Source organism: Rhizobium sp. AN6A (assembly GCF_900215635.1).
Classification (GTDB): Bacteria; Pseudomonadota; Alphaproteobacteria; order Rhizobiales; family Rhizobiaceae; genus Agrobacterium; species Agrobacterium tumefaciens.
Window position 1 is genome coordinate 1,673,178 of record NZ_OCNC01000004.1, and the last position, 15,241, is coordinate 1,688,418.

Below are 15,241 nucleotides of genomic sequence, written 5' to 3' on the forward strand. Positions count from 1 at the left end.
AAATCTCTTGCGCTGGTATTGTCCGCCCAACGAAACCTTATGAAAGCCAGCAGCATAGCGTCTACGCTTGTGCGCGGCGAAATGGACAAGACAGTGATCGACCCCGGAAACGGCCCAAAGCCGTCGGAACAAGGGGCGTCGGTGGCAAACAAAGGGAACGCGAAGCGATCCCGTCGTGGCAAGAAAAACAGGCGTGACGGTAAACCCCGTGACGTTGATGTGCTGTCGCATGATGTTGCCGCGGATGTTCCGGCCGGTTCCCCCTATGTATCGGCTCTCGAGCCGGATGCCGAACCGCGCAAAAGAAAGCGGCGTCGGCGTTCCCGTGGCAAAGGCACCTCCCATCAGACGCCGCCTGCTGCCAGTGAGCAGCCAGAGGCTGTCATCGCAACGGATGCCACCAATCCATCCTCCGTGCCGCCTGCTGGTGGTCGCAAGTCGCGTAACCGCAAGCGGGCTCACCGTGATCCGCGCAGCCGCGACCCGCAGGGTCGCCCGCTGGTTCCCTCCCATGCGCCCCGACATGTCGGCAAGCAGAACGGCCGCGCCAATGGGGCGGCTCAGGAACCGCACCGGCAACAATCCGAAATGTCCGCCCGTCACGGCGCGCGCCATCAAGAGCATGGTTCCGAATTCGCAACGGACATGTATGCGGCGCTCGATCTCGGCACCAATAATTGCCGACTGCTGATCGCGCAGCCGACACGGCCCGGCCAGTTCCGGGTCGTCGATGCCTTTTCGCGCATCGTCCGGCTGGGCGAGGGACTGGTATCGACCGGCCGTCTTTCAGACGATGCCATGGATCGCGCGGTGGAGGCTCTCAAGGTCTGCTCCTCGAAACTAGCTGGACGCCCGATCAGGCGCATGCGCCTCATCGCCACCGAAGCTTGCCGGGCAGCATCCAATGGCGAGGAGTTTCTGGAGCGGGTTACCCGGGAAACCGGGCTCAAGCTTGAGATCATCAGCCGCGAGACGGAAGCGCGTCTCGCCGTTTCGGGTTGCGCCTCCCTCGTAGGGCGTGAAGCCCGTTCGGTGGTGTTGTTCGATATCGGCGGCGGATCGTCGGAAATCGCGGTCATCAAGGTCGGCGAAAACCGTTCCAACCGGCTCGCCAACCACATCACCCACTGGACATCGTTGCCGGTCGGCGTTGTTACCCTCTCGGAACGCCATGGCGGCCGTGATGTGACGCCGGATGTGTTTGCCGCCATGGTGCGGGAAGTTGAAGGACTGCTGGATGCCTTCCAGTGCCCGCCTCTGGCGCCGCTTGCGCATCACGAGGATTTTCACCTGATCGGAACCTCGGGTACGGTGACCACACTTGCGGGCGTTCACCTCGACCTGCCGCGCTACGATCGCCGCAAGGTGGATGGCCTCTGGCTTTCCGATACCGAGGTGACGGCGATGCAGGACAAGCTTCTGGCATGGGATTTTGCCGGCCGCGCCGCCAATGCCTGCATCGGTCCTGACAGGGCCGATCTGGTTCTGGCCGGCTGCGCCATCCTCGAGGCCATTCGCCGTCGCTGGCCGGCGCGGCGCATGCGTGTGGCCGATCGCGGGCTGCGCGAAGGCCTGTTGACGGATATGATGGCGGATGACGGCGCATGGCGGCGTAATCGGATAAGGCGCATGCAGATGGCACGGCAGGACAGAACGGAAGGTTTGACATGAGCAAGGCGCCCACAAGCACCAATCGCACCGGCCGAAAGATCGGTCAGAAGGTCAAGAAGACCAAGCTCAAGGCCTCATCGCGCCGCTGGCTGGAACGTCATATCAACGACCCCTATGTGCAGCGCGCCAAGCTGGAAGGCTATCGCGCCCGCGCCGCCTTCAAGCTTCTGGAAATCAACGACAAGCACCAGATCCTGAAGGGTGCCACCCGCATCATCGACCTTGGTGCGGCACCTGGAAGCTGGTCGCAGATCGCTTCGAAGGTGACGGATTCCACTGAGGATGATATCCGCGTCGCCGCTATCGATTTTCTTGAAATCGATCCCATCCCCGGCGTGAAGATCCTGCAGCTCGACTTCCTCGATCCGACCGCACCGGACCAGTTGATGGAGGCCGTTGGCGGCACGCCGGATCTGGTACTGTCCGACATGGCGGCACCAACCACGGGCCACCAGAAGACGGACCACATCCGCACCATGCATCTGTGCGAAGTCGCAGCCGATTTCGCGGTTCAGGTGCTGGCGGAAGGCGGCCATTTCCTTGCCAAGACCTTCCAGGGCGGCACGGAAAAGGCGTTGCTCGACATGCTGAAGAAGAACTTCAAGCAGGTCCTGCATATCAAGCCGGCGTCCTCGCGCTCGGAATCGGTCGAAATGTTCCTGCTCGCCAAGCATTTCAAGGGCCGGACGGCCGCAACGCAGTCCGTTATGCACGTGGATGAGGCGGACGAAGACTAATCACTCTGCCGGTTGCGAGACCTTGCCGCGGTGGCCGGAAACGGCCGCGCCCGCTTGCGCGTCCATGCGGATGATCGGCACGATTGCAAACAGCGAAACGAGCGCCACGATGGTGAAGGCAACGTGGAAATCGGCAAGCTGCAGATGCGAGCCAGATAACATGCTGCTGACTTCCAGGATGGCGGCTGCGAAAGCCACGCCGAGCGCAAGGCTGATCTGTTGCAGCACGGACGCCATCGAAGTTGCCTGACTTGCCTGGCTATCGTCTATATCGGAATAGCTGAGCGCGTTGGATCCGGTAAAGAAGAAGGAACGGGCAAAGCCCGCCGTGACCAGGCAGATCATGATCAGCGGGTAGGGCGTTTCCGGCGTGAAGAAGCTGTTGGCGAGCGTCGTGAAGGCGCCGACGATGCCGGCTCCGATCAGCGTTGATCTGAACCCCGTTGCGGCAAAGACCCGCTTGGCCATGAATTTCGTGGTGATCGCGCCGATTGCCCCGGCAAAGGTGATCATGCCTGATTGAAACGGGTTGAGCCCGAAACCGATCTGCAACATCAACGGCATCAGGAAGGGAATGGCGCCCGTGGAAATGCGGAAGGCGGTGCCGCCAACGGTGGCCGCCCGGAATGTCGGGTTGCGGAAAATGCGGAAATCCAGAATGGGGGCAGGGTGGTTTGCCGCGTGGCGCACATAAAGAAAGCCGCAGATGAAACCGATGACCGTCGAGGCGATGCCGATGGCGGGCGGCAGTGCCGGAAGGCTGACGACCGACACGCCGAAAACCACGCCCGATGCTGCAAGGCCGGATAACACGAAACCCTTGCCGTCCATCGGTGGCGGATTGGTGGTTTCGATTTCCGGCAGGAAGATCGTCGACAGCCAGATGCCGATGACGCCGATGGGCACGTTGATGAGGAAAATCCAGTGCCATGAAAAATAGGTGGTGATGAAGCCGCCGATCGGCGGGCCGGTCAGAGGCCCGACAAGCGCCGGTATCGTCAAAAGCGCCATGGCGGAAACCAGCTCGCTGCGTTGCGTCGTCCGCAGGAGGACGAGGCGGCCGACGGGCGTCATCATCGCCCCGCCCATGCCTTGCAGGAAGCGCGAGACGACGAATTCGAATACCGATGACGAGACCGCGCAGCAGATCGACCCGACGACGAAGACGCCGATGGCGAAACGGAAGATTTTCTTCGCGCCGTATTTGTCGGCCATCCAGCCGCTGATGGGAATGAAGATCGCCAGCGACACCATATAGGCCGTCAGTGCGAGCTTGAGCGTGATCGGACCCACATGAAGATCGGCCGCAATGGCCGGAAGCGACGTTGCGATGACGGTGGAGTCCATCTGCTCCATGAAGAGAGCGACTGCCAGGATCAGGGGAATGATGCGGTTCATGAGGCTGCCTGCGGCTCTCCGCTGCGACAATGGTATCGCAGTTCCTCCTACGCCTGATGGGCCGACTTGCCAACACGTTAATTATCAATTTCTGAAGTTCCGATCAAACCTGCGTGAGGCCGGTTTTCTTGCAACTTTCTCGCTCTATTGTCCGTTGGGCAAAGTGACATTGGCGAGAATCGGGAGAAAAATGATGACTCAATCCTTGAGCATGAGCAGACGCGGCCTTATCGGTGTGGCGGGAGCAAGCGTTCTCGGCGCGCCGCTTTTGATGGCGCGCACCGCAACGGCGCAGACGAACCAGCCGCAAACTTCCATGGAGATCAAACACGCCATGCCGCCTGAAACCAATCGCTTCAAGCTTGGTAATTTCGAAGTGCTTGTCGTGAAGGACGGCGCGCGCGCCGCGCCCAATCCGGGCGAGACCTTCGGCACCGATCAGTCGGCGGAAACCGTCGGCAAGCTGCTGGAAGACAATTTTCTGCCGAAGGAGCAATTCGTCAATTCCTTCTCGCCGGTTCTCGTAAATACCGGCACGGACCTCGTGCTGTTCGACACTGGTTTTGGCGAGTCCGGCCGTGGCGCCGGTAACGGCCGTCTGATCGAAGGCATGGCTGCTGCCGGTTACTCTCCTGAGGACGTGACCGTGGTGGTTCTGACCCACATGCACGGAGACCACATTGGCGGATTGATGGAAAAGGGCGCGCCGGCCTTCTCCAAGGCGCGTTATGTTTTCGGCCAGGCGGAATATGATTTCTGGACGGACGAGAAGCGGGTTGGCACGCCTGCCGAAGGCGGCCAGAAGGGCGTCATCGCCAACGTCAAACCGCTGGCGGAAAAGGCGACCTTCATCGGCGACGGCGCTGACGTGGTTTCCGGCATCACCGGCATTGCGGCGTTTGGCCATTCGCCGGGTCACATGATCTTCCGTGTCGAATCGGAAGGCAAGCAGCTGATCCTGACGGCTGATACGGCCAACCATTTCGTCCTGTCACTGCAAAAGCCGGATTGGGAAGTGAAGTTCGACATGGACAAGGCGGCGGCAGCTGCAACCCGCAAGAACGTCTATGACATGATCGCCACGGACCGGTTGCCGTTCCTCGGCTATCACATGCCTTTCCCGGCTGTCGGTTATGCGGAAAAGCTGGATACGGGGTACCGTTTCGTGCCGAAGTCCTACCAGTTCGACATCTGATGCATATCGCGCAAAAGCGTTAATCGGTTTTGCGATAACGACATGCATAAAAACAAGCAGTTAAAGCGCGTCGTGCGGAACAGGGATCCACAGGCCGCGCTTTAACGTCTGCTGCAATGCAGCAACAGAAGAAGCCCGGAAGGTCATTCCGGGTTTTTTCTATTTCCTTCCTGTCATGAACGTGTTACCAGCCCTCGCCAACTTCCAAGCAATCCTTGCAGGGCGCCGGGGTGAACTTTTCGTTCCGGAACGGCCACGCATTTTCATTATGAAGGAATTTGGTCATGGCACGCATCATTCAAACACCCACTGGTTTGGACGCTCTCACATTTGACGATGTGTTGCTGCAACCCGGACATTCCGAGGTTATGCCGGGACAGACGAATATCGCCACCCGCATTGCCCGCGATATCGATCTCAACCTGCCGATCCTCTCTTCCGCCATGGACACGGTCACGGAAGGCCGCCTTGCCATCGCCATGGCGCAGGCCGGCGGCATCGGCGTCATCCACCGCAACCTTACCCCCATCGAACAGGCCGAAGAAGTCCGGCAGGTAAAGAAGTTCGAGAGCGGTATGGTCGTCAACCCGGTCACCATCGGCCCGGATGCCACGCTGGCAGAAGCACAGGCTTTGATGAAGGCGCACGGAATTTCCGGCATTCCGGTGGTTGAAAACGGCGGTGCCGGCGGCCACAAGAACGGCCGTCTCGTCGGCATTCTGACAAACCGCGACGTGCGTTTCGCATCCGATCCGCAGCAGAAGATCTATGAACTGATGACCCGCGAAAACCTTGTTACGGTCAAGGAAAGCAGCGTCGATCAGCAGGAAGCGCGCCGCCTGTTGCACAAGCACCGCATTGAAAAGCTGCTGGTGGTGGATGGAAAGGGCAATTGCGTCGGCCTTATCACCGTCAAGGATATGGAGAAGTCGCAGCTCAACCCCAACGCCACCAAGGATGCGCAGGGCCGTCTTCGCGCCGCTGCCGCGATCAGCGTCGGTGCCGATGCCATCGAGCGCGCAGAACGCCTCATCGATGCCGGTGTTGACCTTCTGGTCGTCGATACCGCGCATGGCCATTCGCAGCGCGTGCTCGATGCCGTTTCGGTGGTCAAGAAGATGTCGAACTCCGTTCGCATCATCGCCGGTAATGTTGCGACTGCTGACGGCACCAAGGCGCTGATCGATGCCGGCGCCGATGGCGTCAAGGTCGGTATCGGCCCTGGTTCCATCTGCACCACCCGTATCGTCGCCGGCGTTGGCGTTCCGCAGCTTGCTGCGATCATGGCCTCGGTTGAAGTGGCCAATGCTGCAGATATTCCTGTCATCGCCGATGGCGGCATCAAGTTCTCGGGCGATCTGGCGAAGGCTATTGCCGCCGGCGCCTCCGCCGTCATGATCGGCTCGCTTTTGGCCGGCACGGATGAAAGCCCGGGCGAAGTGTTCCTCTATCAGGGCCGTTCCTTCAAGGCCTATCGCGGCATGGGTTCCGTTGGCGCCATGGCGCGCGGTTCCGCCGACCGTTATTTCCAGGCGGAAGTGCGTGACACGCTGAAGCTCGTTCCGGAAGGTATCGAAGGTCAGGTTCCCTATAAGGGTCCGGTCTCCGGCGTCCTGCACCAGCTGGCCGGTGGCCTGAAGGCTGCCATGGGTTATGTCGGCGGCGGCACGATCAAGGAATTCCAGGAGCGCGCCACCTTCGTGCGCATTTCCAGCGCCGGTCTGCGCGAAAGCCACGCCCATGACGTGACGATCACCCGCGAAAGCCCGAACTACCCCGGCGCGGTTTGATCTTTCGAACCGAATCCGCGAAAACATAGTCTTAGTATTTGGCGCTCCCCGATTCATGCCGGATCGGGGAGCGTTATTGTGATTGGAGGAAAGCATGTCACCAACGACCGCAATGTTCTGGCCGATGATAGCCCATGCATTTCTCGTGTTCGCTCTTTACGCGCTGCTGCTTTACCGCCGCAAAAAATACACGCTGACGGACCGCGACACTGCGCTCAGATATCGCGATACGGGACAGGAAGGGCGCGAAAGCTATCTGGTCAACCGCAACATTGCCAACCAGTTCGAGCTTCCGGTTCTCTTCCACCCCATCTGCCTGCTGCTTTATATTACCGACGCGGACAATATCGTTACCGTCGTTCTCGCCTGGCTGTTCGTGATTTCCCGTTTTGCGCACTCCTTCGTTCACGTCACCAGCAACCGTCTGCGTTATCGTGCGCCATTGTTCGCGATTGGTTTCGCGCTTCTCGTCTGCCTCTGGGGCTGGCTCGCCATCTGGTTGGCGCTGGAGTGAGATGGCACCGTAAGGTTGCTTCATAAGTGAGACAATCGCGCCTCTAAAATGCTGCGATTTGCGATGGGTCAATTCCGTGACGCCCCATCCCCGGTAGTCTCTGCCTCGCCGTCGAGAATTTCAGGCGAGCAGAGATTAGGGAGTATGTCATGGCTAAAACAATGAAGGCCGCGGTTGTCCGCGCATTTGGCAAACCGCTGACCATCGAGGAAGTGGCGATACCGGATCCCGGCCCCGGTGAAATTCTCATCAATTACAAGGCGACCGGCATTTGCCACACGGACCTGCACGCCGCAACGGGCGATTGGCCGGTCAAACCCAATCCGCCATTCATCCCCGGCCATGAAGGCGTCGGCTACGTCGCCAAGATCGGCGCTGGCGTGACTGGCATCAAGGAAGGCGACCGCGCCGGCACGCCTTGGCTTTACACCGCCTGCGGATGCTGCATTCCGTGCCGCACCGGCTGGGAAACTCTTTGCCCAAGCCAGAAGAACTCGGGTTATTCCGTCAATGGCAGCTTTGCGGAATACGGGCTTGCTGATCCGAAATTCGTTGGCCGACTTCCCGACAATCTGGAATTCGGCCCCGCTGCACCCGTGCTCTGCGCCGGTGTCACCGTCTACAAGGGGCTCAAGGAAACCGAAGTGAAGCCCGGCGAATGGGTGGTCATATCGGGCATTGGCGGGCTTGGTCATATGGCCGTGCAATATGCCAAGGCCATGGGCATGCATGTCGTTGCCGCCGATATTTATGACGACAAGCTGGAGCTTGCGAAAAAGCTGGGCGCGGATTTCACCGTCAACGGCCGGGCGCCGGATGCGGTGGAACAGGTGCAGAAGGCGACCGGCGGTGTCCACGGCGCGCTCGTGACGGCGGTTTCGCCCAAAGCCATGGAGCAGGCCTACGGTTTCCTGCGCTCCAAGGGCACGATGGCACTTGTCGGCCTGCCGCCGGGCTTCATCTCTATTCCGGTTTTCGAAACGGTGCTGAAGCGTATCACGGTGCGTGGCTCCATCGTCGGCACACGGCAGGATCTGGAGGAGGCGCTTTCCTTCGCCGGTGAAGGCAAGGTAGCCGCTCACTTCTCCTGGGACAAACTCGAAAACATCAACGACATCTTCCGTCGTATGGAAGAGGGCAAGATCGACGGCCGTATCGTCGTGGACCTTGCCGCCTGAGGCAGATGACCAGCGGCGGTGCTCACGCAAAAGTGTGCCGCCGCTTGTTCACCGCGCGGCGATCTGCGCTATCCTCCCTGTGCATCTGCGCGTTCAGGGAGAAGAGAGCGATGGACGACAAGCCGAAGATTACGCAGGCCATGATCGACGCTTACGATGAATATACCCATCTCAGCCTCGATCGCCGCAAATTCATGGAAAAGCTCAGCTTGCTTGCCGGGTCCGGCGCAGCTGCTGCCGCAATCGCGCCGCTTCTTTCGGCCAACAGCGCCCGCGCGGCAATCGTCGCGCCTGATGATGCGGGTATCGTTGCGGAAGAGGTGACGTATCCCGCCCCCGGTGGCGAGATGAAGGGCTATCTCGTCACGCCGAAATCGGTTTCCGGCCCCATTGGCTCGGTCATCGTCATCCATGAAAACCGGGGCCTGAACGACCATATCCGCGATGTGGCAAGACGCGTGGCGCTTGCGGGGTTCAGGGCGCTTGCGGTTGATTTCCTGTCGCCGCAGGGCGGCACGCCTTCGGATGAGGATAAGGCGCGGGAGATGTTCAGCGGCCTCGATATGGAGGCAACAGTCGCCAATGCCGAAGCCGGTCGGGTGTGGCTCGCCGCAAGGCAGGGTGCGAACGGCAAGGTTGGCGCGGTCGGTTTCTGCTGGGGCGGCGGGCTGGTCAACCGGTTCGCCACCAAATCGGCAGGCCTGAATGCCGGTGTCGCCTATTACGGCCAGCAACCGCCGGCGGCCGATGTGCCTGCTATCAAGGCGCCCCTGCTGTTACAGTATGCCGGTCTGGACGAGCGCATCAATGCCGGTATCGACGCCTATAAAAAGGCGCTGGAGGAAAACGGCAAGACCTTCGAAATCTTCGTTTATGACGGCGTCAACCATGCCTTCAACAACGATACGTCCTCGGCGCGATACGACAAGGCCGCGGCCGATCTCGCCTGGGGCCGGACGACGGAGTTCTTCAAAAAATATCTGGCGTGATGGGGTTTTGGTCCGCTGTGACGGACAACCCCTGAAATCCCGCTCTAGACGCCGCCAGCCCCGCGTTTCAGATGCTCATCAAGCCGGGGCATGATCTCAACGAAATTACAGGGCAGGTGGCGGTAATCGAGCTGGGCTTTCAGAATACCGTCCCAGGCATCCTTGCAGGCGCCGGGAGAGCCGGGCAGCACGAAGATGAAGGTGGCGTTTGCCACGCCACCGGTCGCCCGTGACTGGATAGTGGCGGTGCCGATCTTTTCATAGGAAATGCGATGGAAGATGGCGGAAAAGCCGTCCATGCGCTTTTCGAACAGGGGTTCCAGCGCCTCGGGGGTCACGTCGCGGCCTGTAAAGCCGGTGCCACCGGTGGTGATGACCACATCCACGCTCCCGTTGAGTGTCCAGTCGCGCACGGTGTTGAAAATAGCGGCCTTGTCGTCGGCGACGATGGCACGGGCGGCGACCTTATGTCCGGCTTCTTCTATGCGTGCGACTAGCGTGTCGCCGGACTTGTCATTCTCAAGCGTGCGGCTGTCCGAAACGGTCAGAACCGCGATGCCGAGGGGAATGAAGGGTCTTTCGCCTGCCATGGCCTTATCCTCGAATTGTGTTGTCTTCAGATGGTCCACGTCGCCTGAAAATACCAGCCGGGGCGCTTGTTTCGAAGCGATGTTTCCGCTTTTCGGGCGGCCTCGAAGGAATGAAATAGTCCAAAACAGGTGGCACCCGAACCGGACATGCGCACAAGGGAAGCACCTTCCTGCAACAGCATGCCGGCGATTGCGCCGATATCCGGCAGGAGCGCCTTGGCGGGGACTTCCAGATCGTTGCGGCTTTGCGCCAGAAAATCCATCCAGCCGCCTTCTTTCCGCTCCGGCAGGGGCGGGTTGGCCTTGTCGAGCAATCGCCGAAAAATCTCCGGCGTCGAGACCGCTTTCAGAGGGTTGGCCAGCACCAGAAAGAATTCCGGCAGATCGGAGACCGGCTCGATATCCTCGCCGATACCTCGCGCGATGAGTGGGCGGCTTTCAAGGCACATCGGCACGTCAGCGCCAAGCGCAAGCGCGATGGGTGCGAGATTTTCAGGAGCAATCCCGGCATTCCAGTGCCGCAACAGCGCCCGCAGTGTCGCCGCCGCATCCGCTGAACCGCCGCCAATGCCGGAGGCGACCGGCAGGTTCTTTTCGAGATGGATGGCAACCGGGCGTGCAGATTGACCTGCCGCCACAAGCGCATCACGCAAAAGGTCTCTGGCACGGACGACGAGATTGTTGCCGCCATCGCCTGCGCGCAGCAGATCGCCAAACGGGCCGGAGATGGAGAAAGTGTCGGCATCGGCATCGCGAACATGGATCGCGTCGCCTGCTTCGGTGAAGGTCACCAGCGTCTCGAGCAGATGATAGCCATCTGCCCGCTGACCGGTTACATGCAGTGCCAGATTGATCTTGGCCGGGGCCGCCTCGGTTGTTTCGACAGCCCCGGTAATGTCATCCGCGCGCATGTCGCGTCAGGATTTCTTGTCCGGGGCAGGGGCAACAGGGGCCGGTGCTGGCGGAGCCGGCGGCTGCGGCGCGGCCTCCTTCTTGGCGGTGTTTTCGGCGTCCTTTTCCAGCGGCGGCAGGCCGTTGGCAATCTTTTCCTTGACCTTGGCCTTGTCCAGATCGTCGTTGTCGCCAATCAGCGCACGGTTCCATTGATACACGGCCTCGATCTTGCGGCCGACACGCCAGTAGGCATCGCCCAGATGATCGTTGATGGTCTGATCGCCGGCCTTGAGCTCGATTGCCCGCTCCAGTTCGGTCACGGCTTGATCAAATGCGCCCAGCCGGAAATGCGCCCAGCCAAGCGAATCGACGATATAGCCGTCATTCGGCCGAAGCTCGACGGCGCGGCTGATCATCTTCATCGCTTCATCGAGGTTGATACCCTTGTCCACCCAGGAATAGCCGAGATAGTTCAGCACCTGCGGCTGTTCCGGGTTGAGTTCGAGCGCACGCTTGAAGTCCGGCTCGGCCTTGTCCCATTCCTTCAGGCGCTCATGGGCGATGGCGCGCTGAAAGAACACGGTCCAGTCCGACTTCTGCGGTACGGCACCGATCACCTCGACAGCCTTGTCGTAGTTTTCGGCCATGGCCTTGTAGTCCTTGGCGTCGGAAAGCACGCTGCCATAGGCGAGGTAAGAACGGATATCCTTCGGATCGGATTGCAGCAGGGATTGCAGGTGGTTGCGCGCTTCCTCCACCTTGCCAGTCTGCGCCAGCGTCAGCCCGAGCTGCAGCTCGGAGATGCGGTGCATCGGCGAATCCTTCGGCACGTCGCGGTAGAAGGCGATGGCACGGTCGGGCTGTTTCATCGCCTCGGCAAGTCCGCCGAGAAGGATCAGCGTATCGGCGCTTTGCGGATCGAGCGCCCGCGACGTCTGAAGGTAAAGCGTGACGATCTCTTCGGCACCTTCGCGGTTCAGCGCGCCCGCGATGGAAAACATCACGGAAGCCGCGCCTTCAACGGCATTGGTGATCTGCTGCGGCGGCTTCTCGCCCATCTCGATGGACTGGCGAAGCGCCTTGAGCGGCGCATAGTTCGGCGCAAAGGTGTCGCCGACCGCAATCGCGTCCAGCGCCTTCTGCTTGTTGCCGGCTGAAGCCTCCAGCCGTGCAAGCGCCATCACCGCGCGCATATAGGTGTCGGAAGCGGTTGCCCCGCCTTCACGATCCGTCACGGCTTCATTGAGGCTCTTGCGGGCAGCATCGGTGTTGCCGGAGACAAGGGCGATCGCCGCGGCATTGTATTTCTGGAAAATCGAAATCCAGCCCGGACCCTTCATGTTGTTGACGAGGGCCAGTGCTTCCTTGGGCTTGCCGGAACCGGCGCGCGCCCATGCTGTCAGAAGCGTGTTGACCATGCGGTCGAGATCGTTCGGGCCGGTATATTTCAGGATTTTCTCGGCCTTGACGAATTCCTTGTCCTTGATGGCGTCGAGGCCGCGCACGATGGTCGTCACGCGTTCGACGGAGGTATCGTCCTTCATCGAATCGGCAATCTTGGCGCCAGCCTCGAAATTGCCGCTCAACAGTTCGGCGATCATCAGGCGCTGGCGGATTTCCGAATTGGCCGGATCGAATTCCAGCGCCTTCTTGTAGAGCGAAATCGCGGTGGGGTAATCCTGATCGACATCGGCATTGCGTGCGGCAAGGAATGCGCCGGAGAAGGTATTTACCTTGGCAGGATCGAAAGTAACGGCCTTGGCTTCCGTTTTCGTCTCCGCAAAGCCGGGGCTTGCACCCGCGCCAAGTGCGAGAGCGGCGGCAAGAGCCGCGCTGCAGAGAAGACGAAGTGCTGGTTTACGCCGCATGAGGGAACCTTTGCCTTTGTGCAGAAGCACGGAAAAATCAGTTTCCATTGTTTGGTCACGATAGAATGGCTTTTTTGAAGCAACCCCGCAAGAAATTATGGCCGGTGCCACAATCTCTCTTTGCGGGACACCCGGCCCGAAACAGCGGGCGGACGGTCTTGTCCATCCGCCGTTTGCCTGAGGCCTCCAACGTCAGTTGAGACGCTCGATGCAGAAGTCGATGACTTCCAGAAGCGCGTTTTTCCACGGGCTTTCCGGCAGCGGTGCGAGCGCATCGCGGGCAATGGTGCCGTAATGCGTGGCGCGGCCGATCGTATCGCCAAGACCGTTGTATTTGGTGATGAGGCCGAGCGCCTTTTCGAGGTTCTCGTCGCTGCTTTCGCCGTTTTCGATGGCGTTGCGCCAGAAGGCGCGCTCATCCTGCGTGCCGCGGCGATAGGACAGGATGACCGGCAGGGTGATCTTGCCCTCACGGAAATCGTCACCCGTATTCTTGCCGAGATCGGCGGATTTGCCACCGTAATCCAGCACGTCGTCAACGAGCTGGAAGGCGAGGCCGAGATTCATGCCGTAGGATTTCAGCGCGCTGCGGCTTGCCTTGTCGGTTTTGGCGACGATGGGGCCAACTTCCGCAGCCGCTGCAAAAAGGGCGGCCGTCTTGGCGCGAATCACCTGCAGATAATCGTCCTCGGTCGTTTCCATGTTCTTGGCGACCGAAAGCTGCAGCACTTCGCCCTCGGCGATGACCGAAGCGGCGGTGGACAGCACGTCGAGGGCATCGAGCGAGCCGACGTCCACCATCATGCGGAAAGCCTGACCGAGCAGGAAGTCGCCGACGAGAACGCTTGCCTGGTTGCCCCAGATGGTGCGGGCGGTGGATTTGCCACGGCGCAGATCGCTTTCATCAACCACATCATCATGCAGCAGCGTCGCCGTGTGCATGAATTCCACGCTGGTGGCGAGCTTGATATGGTGGTCGCCCTCGTAACCGAACATCGAGGCCGAAGCCAGCGTCAGCATCGGCCGCAGACGTTTGCCACCGGAGGAGATCAGATGGTTGGCCACCTCAGGTATCATCTGGACATCGGAACCGGCTCTGGAAAGGATAAGCTGGTTCACCCGTTCCATGTCGGCACGGGTCAGGTCGACAAGCGGCTTGACGGATGCGAGTTTGTTTTTGCTTTCTTCAAGCGGTATGACGACGCCCAAGGGACAGGACTCCTGTTCGAATTTGAGTTCGACAATAAAAACTGGCGCCTGTCGCGGCAAGGGGCGAATTGCCGCTAGCCATTCAAAAAAATGGGAATTTGGGGCTTATCCATGCGTGAACTGATCCGTACCAACGATGCCGTGCTGTTATCCTTCGCCGAAAGCCTGATGAAGGACGCTGGCATCCATTACCTTGTCGCCGATCAGGCAATGAGCATTCTGGAAGGTTCGCTCGGTCTTTTGCCCCGCCGGTTCCTGGTGGAGGAAGACCGCGCCGGTGAGGCCCGCCGCATTCTTGTGGATGCCGGTCTTGGCGACGAATTGCGCAACGAAGAGGCGTAAACGAAAGTGGGCGGCGAGATTTCGGAAACTTTGGATGCGTTTCACCGGGGCCGTTTTCACATTCTCCAGCCCAAGGGCAGGGGGCACCGCGCCGGCATGGACGCCATGCTTCTTGCCTCGCTGGTGGCGGACGAGCGCGCCTGCCGTATAGCCGATCTCGGCGCGGGCGCGGGTGCGGCAGGCTTCGCGGTCGCCACGCGGCTTGAAAAGGCCGAAGTGACCCTGTTCGAACGTTCGCCGGAAATGGTGGAATTTGCCCGCCGCAGCGTGGCATTGCCGGAAAATGCCGCTTTTTCCGCCCGTGTCAGCGTGCGTGAGGCCGACGTGACCCTGCGTGGCAAGGCGCGCGTCGAGGCCGGTCTACCGGACGGGCATTTTCACCACGTCATCATGAACCCGCCCTATAATGATGCAGGCGACCGCCGCACGCCCGATGCACTGAAGGCTGAGGCCCACGCCATGACGGAGGGCCTGTTCGAGGACTGGATCAGGACCGCAGGTGCGATCACGGTTCCGGGCGGGCAGCTTTCCCTGATTTCGCGGCCGCAATCGGTGGCGGAGATCATTGCCGCCTGCGGCAGCCGTTTCGGCGGTATCGAGATCACACTCATCCATCCACGCCCCGGTGAGGATGCGGTGCGCATGCTCGTAACCGCGATCAAGGGATCACGGGCGCGGCTGTCGTTCCGGGCGCCGCTCGTCATGCACGAGACCGGCAGCCATGCCTTCACGCCGATCGTGGATGACCTGAATAATGGCCGCACCGCCTATCGCCGTAATGTAAAGGCAATCGGGCCTGGCCTATAAATTCGCCGTTCCTCCGGCCGCAAACCATTGTGTTTTGCAGGGCAATACATACATCCGTG

General features: G+C 60.4%; 14 protein-coding genes. 9 read left to right on the forward strand and 5 right to left on the reverse strand.

What is annotated here, in order from left to right; genetic code table 11:
- Window positions 1–39 precede the first annotated feature (39 nt).
- Both CRO62_RS20710 and CRO62_RS20715 read left to right on the forward strand, forming a co-directional pair.
- A complete protein-coding gene (locus CRO62_RS20710; RefSeq protein WP_179784585.1) occupies window positions 40–1,671 on the forward strand; it encodes a Ppx/GppA phosphatase family protein in 1,632 nt (543 codons plus the stop codon).
- Complete coding sequence (locus tag CRO62_RS20715; RefSeq protein ID WP_097101564.1) at window positions 1,668–2,408, forward strand: RlmE family RNA methyltransferase; 741 nt, start codon at window positions 1,668–1,670, stop codon at window positions 2,406–2,408. The genes CRO62_RS20710 and CRO62_RS20715 overlap by 4 nt, the downstream gene beginning before the upstream one ends.
- Here the strand turns inward: CRO62_RS20715 and CRO62_RS20720 are convergent, their stop codons facing one another.
- Window positions 2,409–3,806 (reverse strand): MDR family MFS transporter, encoded by a 1,398-nt coding sequence (locus CRO62_RS20720; protein ID WP_003515163.1) that lies wholly within the window; start codon window positions 3,804–3,806, stop codon window positions 2,409–2,411.
- 193 nt (window positions 3,807–3,999) lie between these two features.
- Here CRO62_RS20720 and CRO62_RS20725 point away from each other — a divergent pair, with 193 nt between their 5' ends.
- From CRO62_RS20725 to CRO62_RS20750, 5 genes are all read left to right on the forward strand, one after another.
- On the forward strand, window positions 4,000–5,001 hold the full coding sequence (locus tag CRO62_RS20725; protein WP_179784586.1) for an MBL fold metallo-hydrolase: 1,002 nt from the start codon (window positions 4,000–4,002) through the stop codon (window positions 4,999–5,001).
- A gap of 284 nt (window positions 5,002–5,285) precedes the next feature.
- Window positions 5,286–6,791, forward strand: coding sequence for an IMP dehydrogenase (gene guaB / locus CRO62_RS20735; protein WP_003515165.1), 1,506 nt, complete (start codon window positions 5,286–5,288; stop codon window positions 6,789–6,791).
- 112 nt (window positions 6,792–6,903) lie between these two features.
- The gene (locus CRO62_RS20740) at window positions 6,904–7,305 is read left to right on the forward strand and encodes an MAPEG family protein (protein ID WP_179784654.1); all 402 of its coding nucleotides are present in this window, start codon (window positions 6,904–6,906) and stop codon (window positions 7,303–7,305) included.
- A gap of 149 nt (window positions 7,306–7,454) precedes the next feature.
- Window positions 7,455–8,483: an alcohol dehydrogenase AdhP gene (gene adhP / locus CRO62_RS20745; protein ID WP_097101570.1), complete on the forward strand. Its 1,029-nt coding sequence runs from the start codon at window positions 7,455–7,457 to the stop codon at window positions 8,481–8,483.
- A gap of 110 nt (window positions 8,484–8,593) precedes the next feature.
- Complete coding sequence (locus CRO62_RS20750; RefSeq protein ID WP_019564276.1) at window positions 8,594–9,472, forward strand: dienelactone hydrolase family protein; 879 nt, start codon at window positions 8,594–8,596, stop codon at window positions 9,470–9,472.
- 44 nt (window positions 9,473–9,516) lie between these two features.
- Here CRO62_RS20750 and moaB read toward each other — a convergent pair whose 3' ends face one another.
- The 4 genes from moaB to CRO62_RS20770 form a co-directional block, all read right to left on the reverse strand.
- On the reverse strand, window positions 9,517–10,062 hold the full coding sequence (moaB, locus tag CRO62_RS20755) for a molybdenum cofactor biosynthesis protein B (protein WP_113555491.1): 546 nt from the start codon (window positions 10,060–10,062) through the stop codon (window positions 9,517–9,519).
- Between the two features lie 26 nt (window positions 10,063–10,088).
- Window positions 10,089–10,973 carry a 4-(cytidine 5'-diphospho)-2-C-methyl-D-erythritol kinase gene (locus CRO62_RS20760; protein WP_097101572.1) on the reverse strand — a complete coding sequence of 295 codons (885 nt, stop codon included), beginning with the start codon at window positions 10,971–10,973 and terminating at the stop codon, window positions 10,089–10,091.
- A gap of 6 nt (window positions 10,974–10,979) precedes the next feature.
- Window positions 10,980–12,824, reverse strand: a complete 1,845-nt coding sequence (locus tag CRO62_RS20765) for a tetratricopeptide repeat protein (RefSeq protein ID WP_097103171.1) — start codon at window positions 12,822–12,824, stop codon at window positions 10,980–10,982.
- A gap of 192 nt (window positions 12,825–13,016) precedes the next feature.
- A complete protein-coding gene (locus CRO62_RS20770; protein ID WP_003515172.1) occupies window positions 13,017–14,033 on the reverse strand; it encodes a polyprenyl synthetase family protein in 1,017 nt (338 codons plus the stop codon).
- Window positions 14,034–14,144: 111 nt separating this feature from the next.
- Here CRO62_RS20770 and CRO62_RS20775 point away from each other — a divergent pair, with 111 nt between their 5' ends.
- Both CRO62_RS20775 and CRO62_RS20780 read left to right on the forward strand, forming a co-directional pair.
- The gene (locus CRO62_RS20775) at window positions 14,145–14,375 is read left to right on the forward strand and encodes a DUF2007 domain-containing protein (RefSeq protein ID WP_097101574.1); all 231 of its coding nucleotides are present in this window, start codon (window positions 14,145–14,147) and stop codon (window positions 14,373–14,375) included.
- A 6-nt stretch (window positions 14,376–14,381) separates the two neighbouring features.
- Window positions 14,382–15,182, forward strand: coding sequence for a tRNA1(Val) (adenine(37)-N6)-methyltransferase (locus CRO62_RS20780; protein ID WP_097101576.1), 801 nt, complete (start codon window positions 14,382–14,384; stop codon window positions 15,180–15,182).
- Window positions 15,183–15,241: the final 59 nt, after the last annotated feature.